Origin of the sequence: Brevibacillus centrosporus (assembly GCF_046622605.1) — a bacterium.
In the GTDB taxonomy this organism is placed as follows: Bacteria; Bacillota; Bacilli; order Brevibacillales; family Brevibacillaceae; genus Brevibacillus; species Brevibacillus centrosporus.
In genome coordinates this window covers 4,549,203-4,568,165 of record NZ_CP176856.1, presented here as the reverse complement: position 1 = coordinate 4,568,165, position 18,963 = coordinate 4,549,203, and the positions used below count along the sequence as shown (strand labels likewise).

Here is an 18,963-nt window from a genome sequence, read left to right as displayed (position 1 = left end):
ATGAATCTATCGCGGAAAAAAATCAGCGTTGCCCTGTTGCTCGTCGTCCTTTTCCTGCTTCCTTTTCTCTCCGATAATTATTGGCTGGATGTTGCGACTCTGGCTCTGTTTTACGTCGTTTTGGCTCAAGGGCTAAATGTCGTAGTAGGCTTTGCCGGGCTTTTGGATCTCGGCTATGCGGCGTTTTTTGCGGTGGGGGCTTATACGACGGGCATCTTGATGACCGTCTATCACTGGTCGTTTTGGCTGACCCTGCCGGTTGCTATGGCCTTCGCCGCGGTCGTCGGTGTCATCGTAGGAGCGCCTACCCTGCGGCTGCGAAGCGATTATTTGGCGATTGTCACGCTCGGCTTTGGAGAAATCATCCGCATTCTTGCCATCAATCTCTCCATTACGGGTTCGGCGTCGGGGATATACGGGATTCCTCGTCCTTCCATCGGTGGGTACGTTCTTTCAGGGCAAATGGATTTCTACTACTTGATCCTCATCGTAGCGGTGCTGGCGGTGCTGGCTGTCAGGCGTTTGGGAACGTCAAGGCTGGGCCGGGCATGGATGTACATTCGCGAGGACGAGGATGCAGCAGAGGCAATGGGAATCAACCGGATCAACATGAAGCTTTTGGCGTATTCGATTGGGGCGGTGATTGGGAGCATGGCGGGCTCCATTTTTGCAGTCAAAATGAGCGCGATTGCACCGTTGAGCTTTAGCTTTACCCAGTCGATCATGATCTTGCTGGCAGTCGTGCTCGGCGGATTGGGCAGTATACCAGGCGTGGTGCTGGGAGCCGTCCTGGTGATCACCTTGCCGGAGCTGCTGCGTTCCGTCGAGGATTGGCGCTATCTGATCTTCGGCGCAGCATTGGTCGCCATGATGCTTTTCCGCCCTCAAGGCTTATGGCCAGCCCGCTACGAGATCAGAAAGACAGCGAGTAGAGTATCTCCAACGACTCGAAAGGGGGGAGATGCAGATGTCGGCCTTGACGCTGAAAAATATAACGCTTAAGTTCGGCGGGTTGACTGCGGTCAACGATTTGAGCTTCGAGGTTCCCGCTGGATCGATTACGAGCATAATCGGACCGAATGGAGCAGGGAAGACCTCTGTTTTTAACATGATGACGGGCTTTTATCGTCCTACCTCTGGACGCATACTGCTCGGTGATGAGGATTTGGTAGGGAAAAAGCCGAGTCAAATAACCCGGTTGGGGATGGCCAGGACCTTTCAGAATTTGCGCTTGTTCCCGAATTTGACCGTGCTGGACAACGTCAAAGCAGGGATGCATGGCCGTACCTCACAAACCGTCTGGGGAGCACTCTGGCACACGAGAGCTCAGCAGCAGGAGGAGGAGCTGATTACAAAAACGGCCATGGCATGCATTCAGTTTGTGGGGATCGAGGAGTATAGCGAGCGGGTTGCGAAAAATTTGCCTTACGGGGCACAGCGTTATCTCGAAATCGCCCGAGCATTGGCTACCCAGCCGCAAATTCTTTTATTGGATGAACCAGCAGCTGGTCTAAACTACGAGGAAAAAGAGAAGCTCATCTCCTTGATTCGCCGCATCCGTGAAGCCTACCAGCTGACGATCGTCATCATCGAGCACGACATGGGATTGATCAAGAAGATTTCCGAGCGTGTCATTGTACTCGATTATGGGCAGAAGATTGCAGAAGGGGCGCCAGCAGACGTCCTGAACAATCCTCGCGTGATCGAAGCTTACCTCGGTAAGGAGGAGGAGGCGATATGAGTACGTTGCTGAAGCTCACCGATGTCCATTCGTTCTACGGGAAAATCGAAGCATTAAAAGGGATCAGTCTCGAGGTGCGGCAGGGAGAAATCGTTGCTTTGCTTGGCAGCAATGGGGCAGGGAAAAGCACCACGCTCAAAACAATCTCCGGGCTGGTTCGGCCGGGGAGCGGTGACATCCAGCTGGAGGGAAAGAGTCTGGTAGGCAGGTCTCCTCATAGAATAGTAGAGGAAGGAATCGTCCATGTGCCGGAAGGACGGCGGATCTTCGCCGGCTTGACCGTCCACGAGAATCTGGAGCTGGGCGGGTTTACGCAGAGAAAAGAGAAAGCGGTCATCGCTGAGGGCATCGAGCAGGCGTATGCGCTGTTTCCGCGTTTGAAAGAGCGAAGCCGACAGCTCGGGGGAACATTGAGTGGAGGAGAGCAGCAAATGCTGGCGATCTGCCGGGGACTCATGGCTCGACCCAAGCTGCTCATGCTGGATGAGCCGTCTATGGGGCTCGCTCCGATCATTGTGCAGGAGATCATGGAAATAATCAGGAAAATTAACGGGCAAGGCACGACCATTCTCCTGATCGAACAGAATGCCAAAGCAGCATTACGCTTGGCGCATCGCGGCTACGTTTTGGAAACGGGCCAGATCGTCATGGAGAATACGGCAGAAGTGCTGCGCGCTGACGAGTCGATCGTAAAGGCCTATTTGGGGGCGTAGCGGACCATATCCGCTGCACACCCAAGACAAAGGAGGAATCAATCGTGGAATGGATCCGTATTTTGTCAGAGGTGCTGCCACCTAGAAAGGGAAGTCATCGACGCATCATCTGTCGTCGTCTGCGCTCGTTTCTTTTCCGAAGCTAGCAGACCCATAAGGAAAAGGCAGCCACTTAAGATGGCTGCCTTCTTTCATTTGTTCAATTTGTTGTACAACGTAGCGCGAGAGATACCCAGACGTTTGGCGGCTGCCTGCTTGTTGCCGTTTTCCAGCTCAATGGCACGCAGAATGACGCGGCGCTCGTGAGCTTCGAGCTCTTCCTGCAAAGAGATTAGGTCATCGGGCAATTCCATCGGCGGGGACTTGACCTGCCCCTGGAGGGAGTAAGGCAAATCCTCTTCCTTCACGACGCCGTCCGTTGCAAAGACAACCAAGCGCTCGATAGCGTTTCGCAGCTCGCGTATGTTCCCGGGCCAGTCGTAATTCATCAGGTTTTGCATGACATTTTGCGAGATGGCATGAATGGGACGGTTGTAACGTAAAGAAAACTCATAGAGGAAAAAGTGGGCTAGCTCGATTGCATCCTCGATACGCTCACGCAGCGGAGGGATTTTCAGCGTGACCACGTTCAGGCGGTAATACAGATCCTCCCGAAACTTTCCTTCCTTCACGAGAGCTTCCAGATTTTTATTCGTGGCGGCGACGATGCGGAAATCGGCCTCGATCTGCTTTGTACCTCCAACCGGGTAGTATTTTTTCTCTTGCAAGACGCGCAGCAGCTTGACCTGCATATCGAGCGGCATCTCGCCGACTTCATCGAGAAACAAGGTTCCACCCCGCGCCAGCTCAATCATTCCTTTTTTGCCTTTTTGATCCGCACCTGAAAAGGCCCCCTTCTCATAGCCAAACAGCTCACTTTCAAACAGGGTCGGGGAGATCGCCCCGCAGTTGATGGGGACAAAGGGAGCGTTGGCTCCTTCCCGAACATCATGGACGGCCTTGGCAAAAAGCTCCTTGCCGACACCGCTCTCGCCCAGGATAAGAACGGTGGCTTGTGTGGCACTCAGCTTTTCAATCATGGACTTGATTTGCCGAATGACTAGACTGGTTCCTTTGATTTGCTGGAATGGGTCTGATGCCGGGCTCATTTTGGCCATTTCCTGCTGGAGGTGATTCACTTTCTTGTTGGCGTTGAGCAGCTCCTGATTGAGCCTGACCTGACTTGTGATATCCGTCTCGGCAGCGACCGCTCCGATGATTTTGTCATGCAGGTAAATCGGATTGGTGTTGATCAAGACGACCAGATCCTCACGAGGCTGATGCTGGTGCCGGTAGAGGGACTGTCCCGTGTGCAGGGACTTCAGCGTCTCCAGCATGTCCAGCGGAAAGTATTGTGTAATCGGGTTTCCAAGCACGTCTTTGGCCTTCAAGGAAAAGATCTGTTCTGCTCCTTCCGTCCAGACCATGATTCTCGTTTCTTCATCGATGACAGAGATCGATGCGTCCATGGTCTGGATCATGGTCTCGAAGTAAGCCTCGAGGACCTCATACGCAGCAAAGATGGCTGACAGCGCACAGGAGCGGTCCAGATAGCCAGTGGGTCTGCCGGATGCGTCGATCAGGAGCAGCTTGTCAAAGTCCTGCAGGAGGGGGATCGTCTCCGAGAGTGGCGTCGTCAGCGGGATCGCCATGGCAGGCTCCCAAGGGGCTTCATTCAGGCTCCTCGGGTGATCGTCTGTTAGCTGCGAAGCGTGAGCGACATGCCAAGCGTTGTCAGTCTGAACAAAGACGGCAGCATCCGGCTGTGGCTGTGCGCTCGCAAGCTCTTCGATTGTGCAAGTCAAAAGGTTTAACTGCATGAGCTCGGATAGGGCAGGCAGTTTGTGCTTCAAGCGGATCATCCTTTTTACGAGTGTATAAAAAGATAAACACATTCTTAGATATTATACATTTCTATTTTAAGTTGTAAAAGAATTTAGACAAAAGGTGAAAAAGAACCGTTCGCTATGATTGGCACGGTGTGTGCATTTAAGAAATGCTGGAAGACACACATTTTGGATGGAGGAGAAGACACCATGACAGCACGTAGCCAATCCCACGCGGAAATCGCAGTTATCGGTGGGGGCATCATCGGCGGAGCGATTGCGTATTACGCGGCCAAGTCTGGACTGGACGTCGTGGTTCTGGAGCGAGGCGAGCTTGCTTCCGGTACTTCCTCCCGCTGTGACGGCAACATTTTGGCCATTGATAAAGACCCCGGCTTTGACAGCCAGATGTCGCTACAAAGCCAAATGCTCGTTGACGAGCTCAGTCGCGAGCTGGATCACTCGTTTGAGTACCGGGCTCCGGGAAGCATCCTCGTTTGCGAGTCAGAGGCGGAGATGGAGGCGGCACAGGAGTGGGTGCGACGCCAAAAGGAGGCAGGTCTGCCGTTTCGGATGCTGGACCGCTCGGATATCAGTCAGGAGTCTCCGTACTTCGCCGACGATCTGCTGGGAGGACTTGAATGTGCGACAGACTCGACCGTCAATCCATATATGCTGACCTTTGCCCTGTTTGCAGGGGCAAAAAAGCACGGGGCGAGGATCATGCAGCGGACAGAGGTGAAGTCGCTGCGGCGAGATGAAGCGACAGGCGCATTTCATCTGGAGACGAGCGCAGGCAGTATGACAGCCAAGCAGGTCGTCAACGCAGCTGGTGTGTGGGCTCCCGTCGTAGGGCAGATGGTTGGCGTAGAGATCCCCATCCACCCGAGAAAAGGCCATCTGATTGTCGCCTCCAGACAAATGCCCGTCGGTGTGCGCAAGGTGATGGAATTCGGGTACTTGATTTCCAAGTTCGGCGGTACGCGGCAGGTGGATGAGGAAACGGAAAAGTACGGAGTGGCGCTAGTATTTGAGCCGACAGAGAGCCAAAACTTCCTGATTGGCTCGAGCCGCCAGTTCGTAGGCTTCGACACCAAGGTGGATATGAATGTCGTGCGCTGCATGGCGAGGCGGGCCTTGCGCTTTTACCCGAAGATTGCCGACTTTGCCATCATACGTACGTACTGTGGGCTGAGGCCGTGGACAGAGGATCACCTCCCGATCATTTCACGTGTGGAGGAAGTACCTGGCTACTATATCGCAGCTGGGCACGAGGGAGATGGCATCAGCCTCGCTGCCGTCACCGGAAAAGTGATTTCGGAAATGCTGCAGGGTCAAAATGACACGATCATTCCACTCGAGCCGCTGCGACATGATCGATTTTCAAACAAAGGGGTGTTGCATCGATGAAAGCAAGCCGGGTGTTTTCTACCGTCGATACGCATACCGGCGGAAATCCTACGAGGACCGTCATCAGCGGCCTGCCCAAGCTGGAAGGTCAGACGATGGCCGAAAAAATGCTGCACATGAAGGAAGAATACGACTGGATTCGCACCCTTCTGATGTACGAACCGCGCGGCCATGATGTGATGTCAGGAGCTCTCCTGGTCGAGCCGTGCCATCCTGAGGCAGATGTAGGTGTCATTTACATCGAGACAGGCGGGTACCTGCCGATGTGTGGTCACGATACGATAGGGCTTTGCACCACGCTGGTCGAGACGGGGATGATTCCCGTGATCGAGCCGATTACCAGAGTCAAGCTGGATACACCCGCTGGCTTGGTAGAGGTGGAGATCCAGGTCGAGGAAGGCAAGGCGCGCGAGGTGTCTTTCCGCAATATTCCCGCCTTTCTGTACAAACAGGATGTGACGGTAGAGGTAGAGGGCCTGGGGCAAGTCACCTGCGACATCGCGTACGGAGGCAACTTTTACGCGATCACCGATGCGCGCAAGCTGGGACTGGAGCTGACGCCAGCACATGCCTTCACGATCGTCGATGCGGCGGTGCGCATCCGCAAGGCGATCAACCACACGCTGGAGGTCGTCCACCCGGATAAGCCATTTATTCGCGGTCTGACGCATGTGGAGTTTTACACAGCTCCCAGCCACCCTAAGGCTGATGTGAAAAACACGGTCGTGGTCCCGCCCGGAGGCATTGATCGCTCGCCTTGCGGTACGGGTACCTCGGCGAAGCTCGCGACCTTGTTTGCCAAAGGGGAAATTGGATTAGATGAATCCTTTGTGCATGAGAGCATCGTAGGCTCCTTGTTTACAGGAAAGGTGCTGGAAGTGACGGAGGAAGGCGGCCTGCCTGCCGTCGTAACGCAGATTGCAGGCTCTGCCTGGCTGATGGGCAAGCATACGATTTTTTATCATCCGGAAGACGAGCTGGCGACAGGCTTTTTGCTCATCCCACCGTCAACCGATCACTAATCATACAAACCAGCTCGACTGGAGAGGAGAATGAAGAATGACAAGATTTGCAGGGGTATACGTAGCGATTGTGACGCCATTTACGAGCGATTTCGAGGTCGATTACAAACGTCTCACCGAGCTGTGCGAGTGGCTGATTCAAGCGGGAGTAGACGGGCTCGTGCCATCCGGTTCCCTCGGGGAATACGCCACGATGACAGGCGAAGAGCGGGCAAAAGTCATTCAGACCGTCATTGCTGCAGCGAAAGGTCGCGTACCCGTCGTCGTTGGCTCGGCAGCACCATCGACACGTCAGGCGGTGGAGTGGGTACAGTTCTCCAAAGACGCAGGGGCAGCAGGTGTCATGGCTTTGCCGCCGATCAACTACAAGCCGCTATTGCCAGAAGTATTTGCCCATTACGAAGCGCTCAATACGGTAGGCTTGCCGATCATCGCCTACAACAACCCGCATGACTACAAAATTGACCTGACACCTGAGATTTTGACTGAGCTGTCCAAGCTGGAAAACGTAGTCGCGGTCAAAGAGTTCTCCGGGGATTTGCGCCGTATGCAGGATATCCTGGCACAGACAGATCTGGAAGTCATGGTCGGGGTAGACGATCTGGTCATGGAGGGTGCGCTGATTGGCGCGACAGGCTGGATCGCGGGTGTACCGAATGCCCTGCCTAAAGAAGGGGTGGAAATCTTCCGTCTGGCCCGTGCTGGCAAGCTGGAGGAAGCACAAGCTCTCTATCGCCGCCTGCTGCCACTGTTCCACTACGATGCTAGTCCGCAGCTGGTGCAGTCGATCAAATACATGATGGAGCTGGCAGGCTTCCCTGTAGGTCCTACTCGTCCGCCGCGCCTCCCACTGCCACAAGACTACTACGCAGGAATCAAAAAGGCATTTGACTACGCAGTAGGAACAGCTGCTGGGAAATAAGGAGGGGCATCGATGCAGAGCAAAAACTGGATTGGCGGCGAGTGGATGGTCCCTGCCGGCAATGAGGTGACGGTTGTGAACCCGTCGCGCACAGCGGAAGAAGTAGGAGTGGTTCGTTTTTCGGATCGCTCCCACGTCTTTGCGGCAGAGCACGCAGCGCGTGAGGCACAGAAAAAATGGTCGCAGATGACTGGTGCCGCTCGCGCAGAGATTTTGTATCAGATGGCAAGCGTTCTGGAGGCCCATGCGGAAGAGCTGGCACGACTAGCCAGTCAGGAAATGGGCAAGCAAATTGGAGAAATGCGTGGGGAAGTCGCGCGTGGAGTCAGCCTGCTGCGCTACTATGCGGGCGAAGGCATGCGCGCAAACGGCAGCGTCATCCCTTCTGCGGATACAAATGTGCTGCAATACACCAAACGCGTACCGCTCGGCGTGGTAGCGGTGATCACCCCTTGGAACTTTCCAGTGGCGATCCCGATCTGGAAAATCGCTCCTGCACTAATTTGCGGCAACACGGTCATCTGGAAGCCAGCGGAAAATGGCTCTTTAACTGCGACAAGGCTGGCAGAGCTGTTCGCCGAAACGAAGCTTCCAGCTGGTGTCCTCAATCTGGTGATCGGTCGAGGAAGGGAAGTCGGGTCTGCGCTCACGGAAGAAGCGGCAGTCGATGCCGTCAGCTTTACCGGCTCCTCTGCAACGGGCCGACAAATCGCCATCGCCTGCGCGGGGCGCAATATTAAGTACCAAACGGAGATGGGCGGGAAAAACGCAGCGGTCGTACTGGCCGATGCCGATCTCGACAAGGTAGTTCCGATCCTGCTGAGTGGAGCCTTTAAATCGGCTGGGCAAAAATGTACGGCCACCAGCCGGATTATTGTCGAAAAGGGAATCTATCAACAGCTGGCGGAGCGCCTGCAAAGTGCCATCTCCTCATGTGTGGTGGGAGAAGCGCTCGATCCTGCCGCGTACCTCGGACCAGTGGCCTCCCGCGAACAGTATGAAAAGGTAAGCCGATATGTGGAAATGGCGAGCGAGCAAGCAGCGCTTGTCGCGCAAAGCCCTGCACTGGCTATGGCCGAACAGGGATTCTACTTCCGTCCGATGATTGTGGAGGGAGTCAAAGCTACCCATGCTTTGGTACAGGAGGAAGTCTTCGGGCCGCTGGCTGTCTTGCTCCCGGCTGAAGATTTTGCCGAGGCCGTTGACTTGTGCAACCAAACGGTATACGGGCTGAGTGCTTCCTTGTTCACGCGTGATCTGGCAAGCGCGCATCGGTTCCTGGACGTGGCACAGGCAGGCATGGTCAGGGTCAATCAGGAGACAGCAGGTGTGGAATATCAAGCACCGTTTGGCGGAATGAAGCAGTCCAGCTCCCATACCCGCGAGCAGGGACAGGCAGCGCTTGATTTCTACACGGAAATCAAGACGTGCGCGATCAAGTACGCCTGGTAGGGATAGCTAGCAGAGAATGGGGAGGCTGTCATGAACATCAATCAGCTATTTACAACAATCGATGCCCATACAGGGGGTGAGCCGCTGCGGATCATTACGGGCGGCATTCCTCCGATCAAAGGCGAGACGATCCTCGAGAAGCGAAAATATTTACGGGAGGAGCTGGATTACGTTCGTCGTGTGCTCATGTACGAGCCGCGTGGACATCACGGCATGTACGGCTGCGTAATGACAGCCCCGGTTAGTCCGGATGCGGCCTTTGGAGTCTTGTTCATGCACAACGAAGGATACAGTACGATGTGTGGCCATGGAATCATAGCCGTGGTGACGGCTGCCTATGAAACCGGCTTGCTTCGAGTGGATGACGTCAAGGGTGACATCGTGATTGACAGCCCCGCAGGGAGAATCCTCGCTCAGGCCAACGTAGTGGATGAGCAGGTGAAGTCCGTTTCGTTTGAAAACGTCGCGTCCTTTGTACTTGCCCAAGACTTCCCGATCGAATGGGAGGGGCGCACCATCCTCGTCGACATTGCTTTTGGCGGAGCCTTTTATGCCGTTGTGCAGGCAAAGGACTTGGATGTGCAGGTAGAAATCGAGCAGCTGCCGATCCTTCAAGAGTGGGGGGCACGGATCAAGGAACAAATTGAAGCCAAGAGGCATGTCGCCCATCCGCTTGAGCCAGAGCTGACCGGCATTTACGGAGTCATCATTTCCGACGAGCCGAAAAGGCCGGATTCGCACCTGCGCAATGTCACGATTTTTGCGGATAAACAGGTGGATCGTTCGCCATGTGGGACGGGTACAGCAGCCCGATTGGCAACGTTGTTTGCGCGAGGGGAGCTTGAAATCGATGAGCCGTTTGTCCATGAGGGGATTGTAAACAGCCAGTTTATAGGGACCGTAGTCGGAACAACGCAAGTTGCCGAGTACGCCGCTGTGATCCCAACCATCGAAGGAAGAGCATTCATCACAGGGCTCCATCAGTTCGTGGTGGATCCTACCGATCCGTTGAAGGATGGATTTTTGCTGCGCTAAGGGGAGATTATGGGAGCCAGAGGCTGCACGATAGGTGCAGTCTTTTTTTATGAAGGCCATGCAGCATCATCTTGCTCCTGTTGTCACAATAATGCCATGTGTCCGAGCGTCTGCATTTTACCGACACTTCTGTTATAATGTCGAGGACAGGCATTAAATAAGGATCGAGGAGTTGATTTTCATATGGGTTATGCGTTGTTAAAAGCGCACGTAGGTGGCTGGGAGGCTGCATTTGTCCTCTTGATCATCGGGTACATTCTATACCGCGCAGGCAAGACGAAAGTAGCAAAAGTGCTGCATATGCTGCTGCGCTTGATGATGGTCATTATTTTGGTAACTGGCGCATGGATGCTGTTCCAATTCCACACGACCGACGTCTACTATTATGTAAAAGGCGTGCTCGCCATCGTGTCGTTTGGTTTGATCGAAATGTGTATGGGGCGTGCCCGCAGACAGGATGGAAGCCTTGGCTTTTTCATCGGGGCACTGGTCGTTATGGTTGTCGTCATCATGCTCGGCTACCGTGTATTTGCTTAACGGAACAGAATGGATTTTCAAAGGCATTTGCTCACTTTTTTTCGTGAGTGGATGTCTTTTTTTCTTGTGGGACAAAAAGGCTTGTAGGTCTGATCTTGCCAAAAAACCAGATGAAAGAAGAATAACTCCACTTTTTTCTTAAGAAGTGGCGGATAACTCCAATTCGTGTATAATGGCTGTAGGAATACTACAGCCTTTTTGCATGGAGGAGGAAGAAGGATCGTGGAGCAACAGGATCAGGGGTTGGAAGCTTCAGCTGCGGCGAATGGCAAAACGAATACGCTGCTGCAAATTCAAAGCTTGCTGCCATCCTTTACAAAATCGGAGCAAAAGGTAGCCCACATCGTGCTGAATCAAACAGAGAGTGTGATCTACTCCTCTGTCATCGATTTGGCGGAAAAGGCAGAAGTGGGCGAGACGACGGTCTTGCGTTTCTGTAGGAAAATCGGTTTTCGCGGCTACCAGGAGTTCAAGCTCGCATTGGCGCAGGAGCTGGTGAACCCGGTGAAAAATTTGCATGGCGAAGTGGGCGAAGACGATTCCTTGGGGATATTGACACAAAAGGTAACGGCGACGAATCGCCAGGCCATTGAAGATACGAGTGCGCTATTCGACTTGGAGCAGCTGGAGCGTTGCATCGAGCTGCTGGGGAATGCGGGTACCATCCACTTTTACGGGGTAGGTACATCTGCTGTAACCGCCCAGGATGCCAAATACACTTGCTTGCGGATCGGCCTGCGGGTGGACGCCTTTACGGAGTCTCATCTACAGGCGATGGCAGCCGCCACTTTGGGTCCAGGGGATGTGGCGGTCGGGCTTTCAGTTTCCGGGAGCACCAAAGACACCATTGATTCATTGAAGGTAGCGAAGGAAGCGGGCGCAACTGTCATCTGCATCACGCATTACCGGCGCTCACCGATTACAAATGTGGCGGACATTACCTTGTTGACTGCTGCTCAGGAAGGTCCCCTGCAGGGTGGATCACTGGCAGCCAAAATGGCGCAGCTGCACGTGCTCGACGTCATCGCTACCGCATTGACCATGCGAAACAAGGAAAAGGCTTTGATGTACAAGGAACGGACGGCAAAAGCAGTCCTTGCGAGAAAGTATTAACAGGAGGGAAATGAAAGTGAAGCTGGTCATCGTAAAAGACTACAACGATATGAGCAAACAGGCAGCAAAGCTGATCGCAGAAGAGGTCACTCGCAATCCGAAAACGGTATTGGGGCTGGCAACAGGTGGGACGCCAGTCGGGATGTATCGGGAGCTTGTTTCCCTGCACCAACAGGATGGCGTCGATTTTTCTCAGGCGCAAAGCTTTAACCTCGATGAGTATGTCGGACTGCCAAGCCTTCATCCGCAGAGCTATCGGACGTACATGAATGAAAATTTGTTTGCGCACATCAACCTTCCAGCGGAAAAAACGCATGTTCCGCAAGGCGATGCCGAAGATCTGGAAGCAGAGTGCAAGCGTTACGAGCAGGCGATTGCACAGGCAGGCGGCATCGATATTCAAGTGCTGGGGATCGGTAACAACGGTCACATCGGCTTTAACGAGCCAGGCTCTACGAAGGACACGACTACGCGCGTCGTAGCGCTGACACAGAGCACGATGGAGGCAAATGCACGGTATTTCGACAGCATCCAGGAAGTGCCCACGCAGGCTGTTTCGATGGGGATTCAGACCATTCTCGGAGCGAAGAAGATTATTTTGCTGGCGAGTGGCGAAGCGAAAGCACAAGCGGTTTCGCAAATGCTAGAGGGGGAATTGACCGCTGACGTCCCTGCGTCCTTGCTGCAGCTGCATCCTGACGTGACCGTCATCGTGGACGAGGAGGCAGCTTCAGCCCTCTCCGCCAAGCTGCGATCCTGACAAACGAGGAAAAGCTTTGTGTTCACGAATCTGTTCCGAATATCGACCATCTCCTTATGCTATACTGGGAATGTTGCAGTCGGGATAACCAGATATTTCAAAGGAGCTGAATTCCATGAGCGCGAATGAAGCGTTGCTTACATTGGAAGGTTGGTATACGTATCATAATTTCCGCACAATCAATTGGGAAAAGTGGAGAGCGGCATCTGAGGCTGAGCGCCAAGCTGCTTTGGACGAGCTGAATACGCTGATCCGTACATGGGAAGCGAACGAAGCAGAGGCGCAAGGCAGCACGGCCGTCTACTCCATTTTGGGGCATAAGGCTGATCTGGTGTTCATGTTCCTGCGCCCAACCATGCAGGAGCTGGACGAGATCAAAACAGCGTTCAACAAAACCCGTTTCGCTACATATACGGAAGCTCCTTACTCCTACGTATCCGTCGTGGAGCTGAGCAACTACGTCAACAATCCAGGTGAAGATCCAAAGGCGAACCCCCACGTACGCGACCGTCTGTACCCGATCCTGCCAAAGTGGGAGCACATCTGCTTCTACCCGATGAACAAAAAACGCGACCTGCAGGACAACTGGTACATGCTGACCATGCAGGAGCGCCAGGAAATGATGCGTTCTCACGGCATGATTGGCCGCAAGTATGCAGGAAAAGTAAAACAAATTATCGGAGGCTCCGTCGGCTTCGACGATTGGGAATGGGGCGTTACCCTGTTTGCCAACGATCCACTGGAATTCAAACATATTGTCTACGAAATGCGCTTTGACGAAGTCAGCGCACGCTTCGGCGAATTCGGCAACTTCCTGGTAGGAAACGTGCTGAATGTGGAAACGCTCGGCAAAATGCTTGAGGTGTAATTTATAGAGTCAAAAGAGGTCTGCCTGAGCGATATTCGCAAGGGCAGATTTTTTTACGCCTGAAGCGATATGTGTTCCAATTAAATGATAAAATGGATAATGTAACCAGAAAACGCGTGCACAAGGATGGGGAGCCAAATGAAGGTAAAACGCATCGTTGCCAATATCGAAACGCAGGATGCTGCAGGAGCGAAAAGCTTTTATCAAGACGTGCTCGGCTTGGAAGTTGTCATGGACCACGGGTGGATTGCTACCTATGGCGCAAAGGAACAGATGAGTATTCAAATCAGCTTCGCTACCCAAGGGGGCTCGGGTACCCTGACACCGGATTTATCCGTAGAAGTCGATGACGTCGAAGAAGCATTGAAACGTGTCGTACAAGCTGGAATTCCTGTTGAATATGGCCCGGCCGATGAGCCATGGGGCGTTCGGCGTTTCTACGTGCGAGACCCTTTCGGAAAACTTGTAAACATTCTTGGGCATGCTTCTGCCAATAGCGGCGGGAATCGGTAGAGTAGCAAGAAATCTGTCTGCGTGAAAATCACGAGGGCAGATTTTTTTTCAATCCAGTCTTTTAATTTCCAAATTAATGGTAAAATAGGTGAGGTGTCCAAATGGTAGGAGGAAGGAGCTATTCTTATGATGCAAGGAAAAAAGCTTAGGAACATGACAGCAGGTTTGTCAGCATTGTTTGTGATGTCTACGTTATTCGGCATCCTCCCATCGCAAAGCACAATTCACGCCGTGTATGCCTCCGACGCGTTAACCCCGCTGCTGTCAAAGGAGCAAGTCACTCAACTCGCTCAAAAATGGGGCCTCGTTCCTGCTGATTTCAAGCAAATCAATGCGGCATTAAAAGGCCCAGAGCGTTCCCCTTACTTCAAGCAGTCATGGTCGCTCTCGTGGACGAATGCTCAAGAGAATGCAAGAGTGAATGCCGTTATCGATGCTGTGACAGGAGAATTGCTCCAATATTCGCGCTATACAACGGATGGGAAGACAAGCGGTACGATCGGTAGCGTTGGAGAAAAGCAGGCGTTGGAAAACGCAATGGTGTTTCTGCAGAGGGTGACGAGCGAGGCAGAGCGCAAACGACTGTCCAAGCCCAATGAGTACGCTGCTTTGAACCCTTATTATACCGAGTGGCCACAGCAAGTGTTTATGTTTACGAGGATCGAAAAAGGTATACCGTTCCTGGAAAATGGCATTCAGCTTGTTCTTGATGAGGCAGGACAGGTCATTTTGTACGCGAAAGATTGGAACAACGAGGACTTGCCCGATCCTGAGCAAGCTTTGCTCATAGAGCGTGCACAGAATGCAGGGGGAGAAAGGATTACTCCCACACTCTCCTACAAGGTGCTCGAAAGCATTACAGGCAATTTTGATCGGGACAACGGAAAATTTGCACTGGTATACGCGTACGGACAAAAGGATCCGCAATACGTGGACGCCTTAACTGGAAAAGTCATCAACGCTTTGGGACAAAATGCTGAAGAGACCAAACCCTTGCAACCACTGGGAAAGACTGTTTTGCCAGCTTCGAAAGACAAAGTCTCTAGGCTGATCACCAAGGAAGAAGCCCAAGGAATAGCCGAGCAGCTGATCAAAAAGCTGCCCGGACAATACCTCTCGGAAGGCAGTCGTGGGGGAGGAAGCTCTTCGGGACCAAACGGGGTGCAGATTCGCAATTGGAAATTTGACTTTTCTCCGGTGCAAAGCAAAGACAGACAAGCAGAAACAGTCCAGCTCCGGATCAACGATCGTGGTCAGCTAGAGGAGGTCATGCTGGGTGAGGGCTCAGGTCGGGGAGGGCAAAAAATAGAGAAAGCCGTAGCGTGGAAGGAAGCCGTGGCTGGGGCAATCCAGCTGGTAAAAACCTTTTACTCGGACAGACTTGGTGAGATCTATCTGCTGGACGAGCAGCCCTCTGACCTCTTCCAGCAAGAACAGCTGCGCAGGGGAAGCCCCTTTATGGTGGAGTTTGGCTGGATGAAGGATGGCGTGCCGATCGAAAATAAAGGCTTCTTCGTTGAGGTGAATCCTGAGACCGGCATAGCGGAATCGCTGCAAGCAAACGCGAATGACCTGCCGGATCTAGCTGCGCTCAAGGTGGCAAAAACAATCGATCCTACGGAGGCAAGGAAAGTCGAGCAGGCTCAAAAGAAATGGATGCTGACTTACTTCCAGCCCCAGCCGGGCAATAAGGATCTGCCAAAGTCAATGACCAAGCCGATGCTGGTCTATCGCTATGTAGGTGATAAGGGAGTCGTCGACGCACTCACCGGAAAATGGATCAGTTTCGATGCCGAACGGAAAAAGCAGCGTCCGGAAGATTTGGCAGGACATCCCTACCAGGAAGCGTTGGAGTATGTTGTGCGAAATGGATTCATGACGGTAGAGGAAGGAAAGCTGTTGCCAGATAAACAGGTAACTCGAATGGAGATGGCCCAATGGCTGTCACGTTTGACCACTCGGATCGAGTTTCATGACCCGTTGAGATTGAGGGCGGAAGACGAAGAAAAAGAACGCTTTGAGTTTGAAGATGTAACGAAAGAGCATTCGCACTATGCCGTTATTCAAAAAGGACTACAGTACGGCTTCATCGCCAAACAAGGCACAAAATTTGAACCGGATCTGGCCATTACCCGCGCACAAGCGGCTGACATGGCGGCCAGACTTCTCGGCTATGGGGATCTATTGAACAAGCCGGGCATCTTCCAGTCCGTGTATCCAGATGTGCTACAGCAGGACATTCCCGCCGTGACGATCGTCCATGCCTTGGGTCTGATCGAGGGCAAAACGAAGACAGCCTTTTCGCCAAACGATCCTTTGACACGGGGAGAAGCTGCTCAATTGTTGCAAGATCTGATCCAGCTAAGACAGGGTCAGGAGTAAAGGGGGGCCTACTGTGAAACGAAAGCAACTATATCGAAAAAACGTTCATACTTAGTATCTCTTCTCCTCCTTTTCGTATCTTTCGTTTTTGGCAACAGTGTTGAGCGGGCATCGGTGAATCCCGTTCTTAAGCTGTACTACAAGCAGCCTTTCGGATTCGACGAGGAAACGGGCGAGCCAAAGCCGATTCTCGTTTATAGCCTGACAGGAGACGGGGCGATCGTAGACGGCCATACAGGAAAGTGGATCAGCTTTGATAAGATGTGGAAAGAGCAGACAGAACAGTAATTTCCCCCCGCTTCGATTTGAGCCTCCCCCCGTTTTCCGCTAAGATAGAAAGAGGAGGGGATATTTTGAAAAGCATAAAACCTGGTCGCGGGCCATCTACTATGGGTGCAGCCGGCAGTATCGTCGTCGCCATTTTCGGGATATTCTGGACGATCATGGCGTTCACCATTACCCGTGATGCCCCATTCCCCATCGGCTTTATTTTTCCGGCAGCGGGGATTCTCTTTGTGGGTTTCGGGATATTTCAAGCCGTCTATCATTACAAGAACGCGACGTCTAAACAGAGAATGTCCTTGTTCGATATAACGGATTCAAAAGAAGAGCCCGATCCGCTCGATGTACGGTTCAGGGGAGCTGAAACAGCAAAAGATCCGGCAGAACGCACACAGAAGCTGTCGCCAGAGCGAGCATTTTGTCCCTATTGTGGGCAAAGTATACAGTCGAGCTTTCAGTACTGCCCGAAGTGCGGCAAAAAACAGTGAATGATTGGAGCAAAGAGGATGTCCTCAAAATGGACGTCCTTTTTCTTTCCCTTAACAAAGTCGTAACTTTGGTTCGTTCACATTTTTTGGTACAGTGGAAAGAGGAAAGAAAGTGGGAGCATATTCTATCAGCAAGGAGGGAGCAGGACTGAGATTCCTTTCACTAAAAATCGGCTATCGCACATTAAAGACGGCAGTTGGTACAGCCGTATCGATCTTGCTCGCCCAGCAGTTTGACCTGATGTTTCCCGCATCGGCAGGGATCATTACCATTCTCTGCATTCAAGTAACGGTAAAACAATCGTTTCGAACCGTCGGAAACCGGATTCTCGCAAGTTTGCTGGGATTGGGGATCGGGATGGCATTGTTTGCCTTGCTCGGATACTCGCCGCTGGCTATCATGCTGGCGATTCTGATCTTTTTGCCATTGGCTGTGCGCTTTAAGATTCAGGAAGGCTTCATCAGCAGCATGGTTGTCATGATGCACTTATACTCCTCGCAGCGAATGGATCTTTCCCTCATTTTGAACGAATTGGCGCTGCTGCTGATTGGGGTAGGGGTAGCCCTGATCGTCAATTTGTACATGCCTAGCTTGGACAACGAGCTGAAGGCCATGCAATCACAGATCGAGCAAAACTTCATGAAGATCCTCAAAGAATTTGCCTACTATTTGCGTCATGGGGAAAGCAATTGGGATGGTCACGAGATGATCGAAACGCCAGGCTTGCTGGGGAAAGCGGTACAGCTCGCCTCTCGCTCAGTTGACAATCGGCTGGGAAAAAGGGAAGACGATCCGTACTACCAGTATTTTGTGATGCGCGAGAAGCAGTTCGAGCTTTTGGAGCGGATGATGCCGATCGTCTCTACGCTCGATATCCAGGTACCGCAGGGGCATCAGATGGCAGACTTTTTGGAGCGGCTCAGTGACTCGGTCCATCCGGGGAATACCGCTTATCGTTTCCTCGATCAACTGCGCGTCATGCGATATGAGATCAGGGAGACAGGGTTGCCGACCTCGCGCGAGGAGTTCGAGACACGCGCTTCGTTGTTTTATTTGCTGCGTGAAATAGAGCGGTACTTGTTCATTAAGCATGAGCTGGGAAAAAATAAGGATGAAGCAGCCGATAAAAATGTGGCTGCCGCCAAGTAAGAGAAGAAACGACTGTCACGAATGGCAGTCGTTTTTGATTGGCAGGGCTTCTGCTGCTCCTTCGTCACCATTTTCATGCCAAGGAAAGGACTTTTTCCTCCTGGCCAAAGTGAGTAAGATGGAGGTGCGCTTACCATTTTTTCAGAATAGGACAATAGGGGGCAGACAAACAAATGGCGACAATAGCAGATGGCAAGGAGTATGGGCTTGAGGTCAGGGAGGTCTCTGGTCTGGATGAGGAAGACTTGGACCAAGTGAAGCAGCTATTCTTGGAGTACGGCCACTCCCTCGATATCGATCTTTCCTTCCAAGACTTTGAGGCGGAATACATAGCACTGCCTGGAAAGTACGGCCCTCCGGATGGCGTGCTGCTACTGGCAACAGTGGATGGACAAGCCGCGGGATGTATCGCTCTTCGCAGGATCGGGGAGGGCATCTGCGAGATGAAGCGACTCTACGTCCGCGATTCATTTCGGGGGGTGAAGATCGGGAAAATCCTGATTCAAGCCATACTGGAGAAGGCTTCCGAGCTTCATTATGATGTGATGCGACTGGATACGCTCCCGACGATGGCCAAAGCGCAGTCATTGTACCACTCATTCGGTTTCTACCACATTGATCCTTATGTGTTTAATCCGATAGAAGGTGCTGTATTTATGGAAGTAAAATTGAACGAGGATGATCGAAAAGCAGATCAGTAAAAGGAAACA

The 18,963-nt window shown here is 52.6% G+C and carries 19 protein-coding genes; 18 read left to right on the top strand and 1 reads right to left on the bottom strand.

The genetic code is table 11. From position 1 onward, the window contains the following. From ACLIN2_RS23050 to ACLIN2_RS23040, 3 genes are read left to right on the top strand one after another with little or no spacing between them, the layout of a single operon-like run. Complete coding sequence (locus ACLIN2_RS23050) at positions 1-1,002, top strand: branched-chain amino acid ABC transporter permease (protein ID WP_411502248.1); 1,002 nt, start codon at positions 1-3, stop codon at positions 1,000-1,002. Next, positions 968-1,741: an ABC transporter ATP-binding protein gene (locus ACLIN2_RS23045; RefSeq protein ID WP_411502247.1), complete on the top strand. Its 774-nt coding sequence runs from the start codon at positions 968-970 to the stop codon at positions 1,739-1,741. Before ACLIN2_RS23050 ends, ACLIN2_RS23045 begins: the two co-directional genes overlap by 35 nt. After that, positions 1,738-2,454 carry an ABC transporter ATP-binding protein gene (locus ACLIN2_RS23040; protein ID WP_092274414.1) on the top strand — a complete coding sequence of 239 codons (717 nt, stop codon included), beginning with the start codon at positions 1,738-1,740 and terminating at the stop codon, positions 2,452-2,454. The genes ACLIN2_RS23045 and ACLIN2_RS23040 overlap by 4 nt, the downstream gene beginning before the upstream one ends. 191 nt (positions 2,455-2,645) lie before the next feature. On the opposite strand, the gene ACLIN2_RS23035 is transcribed toward ACLIN2_RS23040, so the two are convergent. After that, a complete protein-coding gene (locus ACLIN2_RS23035; RefSeq protein ID WP_411504582.1) occupies positions 2,646-4,313 on the bottom strand; it encodes a sigma-54 interaction domain-containing protein in 1,668 nt (555 codons plus the stop codon). A gap of 216 nt (positions 4,314-4,529) precedes the next feature. On the opposite strand from ACLIN2_RS23035, the gene ACLIN2_RS23030 reads away from it, so the two are divergent. From ACLIN2_RS23030 to ACLIN2_RS22960, 15 genes are all read left to right on the top strand, one after another. After that, on the top strand, positions 4,530-5,729 hold the full coding sequence (locus ACLIN2_RS23030; RefSeq protein WP_411502246.1) for an NAD(P)/FAD-dependent oxidoreductase: 1,200 nt from the start codon (positions 4,530-4,532) through the stop codon (positions 5,727-5,729). Next, the gene (locus tag ACLIN2_RS23025) at positions 5,726-6,751 is read left to right on the top strand and encodes a proline racemase family protein (protein WP_411502245.1); all 1,026 of its coding nucleotides are present in this window, start codon (positions 5,726-5,728) and stop codon (positions 6,749-6,751) included. The genes ACLIN2_RS23030 and ACLIN2_RS23025 overlap by 4 nt, the downstream gene beginning before the upstream one ends. A gap of 37 nt (positions 6,752-6,788) precedes the next feature. Continuing rightward, the gene (locus tag ACLIN2_RS23020; RefSeq protein ID WP_411502244.1) at positions 6,789-7,673 is read left to right on the top strand and encodes a dihydrodipicolinate synthase family protein; all 885 of its coding nucleotides are present in this window, start codon (positions 6,789-6,791) and stop codon (positions 7,671-7,673) included. A 12-nt stretch (positions 7,674-7,685) separates the two neighbouring features. Beyond that, on the top strand, positions 7,686-9,125 hold the full coding sequence (locus tag ACLIN2_RS23015) for an aldehyde dehydrogenase family protein (RefSeq protein ID WP_411502243.1): 1,440 nt from the start codon (positions 7,686-7,688) through the stop codon (positions 9,123-9,125). Between the two features lie 30 nt (positions 9,126-9,155). Beyond that, on the top strand, positions 9,156-10,160 hold the full coding sequence (locus ACLIN2_RS23010) for a proline racemase family protein (RefSeq protein WP_092274434.1): 1,005 nt from the start codon (positions 9,156-9,158) through the stop codon (positions 10,158-10,160). 183 nt (positions 10,161-10,343) lie between these two features. Beyond that, positions 10,344-10,697, top strand: a complete 354-nt coding sequence (locus ACLIN2_RS23005) for a DUF1516 family protein (protein ID WP_092274437.1) — start codon at positions 10,344-10,346, stop codon at positions 10,695-10,697. 222 nt (positions 10,698-10,919) lie between these two features. Beyond that, a complete protein-coding gene (locus ACLIN2_RS23000) occupies positions 10,920-11,810 on the top strand; it encodes a MurR/RpiR family transcriptional regulator (RefSeq protein WP_301173615.1) in 891 nt (296 codons plus the stop codon). A gap of 16 nt (positions 11,811-11,826) precedes the next feature. Next, positions 11,827-12,570 (top strand): glucosamine-6-phosphate deaminase, encoded by a 744-nt coding sequence (nagB, locus tag ACLIN2_RS22995; protein WP_400588586.1) that lies wholly within the window; start codon positions 11,827-11,829, stop codon positions 12,568-12,570. Between the two features lie 115 nt (positions 12,571-12,685). Further along, complete coding sequence (gene hemQ, locus ACLIN2_RS22990) at positions 12,686-13,438, top strand: hydrogen peroxide-dependent heme synthase (protein WP_092274444.1); 753 nt, start codon at positions 12,686-12,688, stop codon at positions 13,436-13,438. A 138-nt stretch (positions 13,439-13,576) separates the two neighbouring features. After that, positions 13,577-13,951, top strand: coding sequence for a VOC family protein (locus tag ACLIN2_RS22985; protein ID WP_411502242.1), 375 nt, complete (start codon positions 13,577-13,579; stop codon positions 13,949-13,951). A gap of 126 nt (positions 13,952-14,077) precedes the next feature. Further along, positions 14,078-16,333, top strand: a complete 2,256-nt coding sequence (locus ACLIN2_RS22980; protein WP_400588588.1) for an S-layer homology domain-containing protein — start codon at positions 14,078-14,080, stop codon at positions 16,331-16,333. Between the two features lie 114 nt (positions 16,334-16,447). Next, positions 16,448-16,621, top strand: a complete 174-nt coding sequence (locus ACLIN2_RS22975; protein WP_170184476.1) for a hypothetical protein — start codon at positions 16,448-16,450, stop codon at positions 16,619-16,621. 65 nt (positions 16,622-16,686) lie between these two features. Then, the gene (locus ACLIN2_RS22970) at positions 16,687-17,103 is read left to right on the top strand and encodes a zinc-ribbon domain-containing protein (protein ID WP_411502241.1); all 417 of its coding nucleotides are present in this window, start codon (positions 16,687-16,689) and stop codon (positions 17,101-17,103) included. A gap of 112 nt (positions 17,104-17,215) precedes the next feature. Next, entirely contained in the window at positions 17,216-18,253 is a 1,038-nt protein-coding gene (locus tag ACLIN2_RS22965) for an aromatic acid exporter family protein (RefSeq protein ID WP_411502240.1), read from the top strand. Between the two features lie 173 nt (positions 18,254-18,426). Then, complete coding sequence (locus ACLIN2_RS22960) at positions 18,427-18,954, top strand: GNAT family N-acetyltransferase (RefSeq protein WP_411502239.1); 528 nt, start codon at positions 18,427-18,429, stop codon at positions 18,952-18,954. Positions 18,955-18,963 lie beyond the last annotated feature (9 nt).

Coding starts and splice junctions, on each gene's coding strand:
- ACLIN2_RS23050 (WP_411502248.1), top strand. CDS start 1: ATGAATCTATCGCGGAAAAAAATCAGCGTTGCCCTGTTGCTCGTCGTC.
- ACLIN2_RS23045 (WP_411502247.1), top strand. CDS start 968: ATGTCGGCCTTGACGCTGAAAAATATAACGCTTAAGTTCGGCGGGTTG.
- ACLIN2_RS23040 (WP_092274414.1), top strand. CDS start 1,738: ATGAGTACGTTGCTGAAGCTCACCGATGTCCATTCGTTCTACGGGAAA.
- ACLIN2_RS23035 (WP_411504582.1), bottom strand. CDS start 4,313: ATGCAGTTAAACCTTTTGACTTGCACAATCGAAGAGCTTGCGAGCGCA.
- ACLIN2_RS23030 (WP_411502246.1), top strand. CDS start 4,530: ATGACAGCACGTAGCCAATCCCACGCGGAAATCGCAGTTATCGGTGGG.
- ACLIN2_RS23025 (WP_411502245.1), top strand. CDS start 5,726: ATGAAAGCAAGCCGGGTGTTTTCTACCGTCGATACGCATACCGGCGGA.
- ACLIN2_RS23020 (WP_411502244.1), top strand. CDS start 6,789: ATGACAAGATTTGCAGGGGTATACGTAGCGATTGTGACGCCATTTACG.
- ACLIN2_RS23015 (WP_411502243.1), top strand. CDS start 7,686: ATGCAGAGCAAAAACTGGATTGGCGGCGAGTGGATGGTCCCTGCCGGC.
- ACLIN2_RS23010 (WP_092274434.1), top strand. CDS start 9,156: ATGAACATCAATCAGCTATTTACAACAATCGATGCCCATACAGGGGGT.
- ACLIN2_RS23005 (WP_092274437.1), top strand. CDS start 10,344: ATGGGTTATGCGTTGTTAAAAGCGCACGTAGGTGGCTGGGAGGCTGCA.
- hemQ (WP_092274444.1), top strand. CDS start 12,686: ATGAGCGCGAATGAAGCGTTGCTTACATTGGAAGGTTGGTATACGTAT.
- ACLIN2_RS22985 (WP_411502242.1), top strand. CDS start 13,577: ATGAAGGTAAAACGCATCGTTGCCAATATCGAAACGCAGGATGCTGCA.
- ACLIN2_RS22980 (WP_400588588.1), top strand. CDS start 14,078: ATGATGCAAGGAAAAAAGCTTAGGAACATGACAGCAGGTTTGTCAGCA.
- ACLIN2_RS22960 (WP_411502239.1), top strand. CDS start 18,427: ATGGCGACAATAGCAGATGGCAAGGAGTATGGGCTTGAGGTCAGGGAG.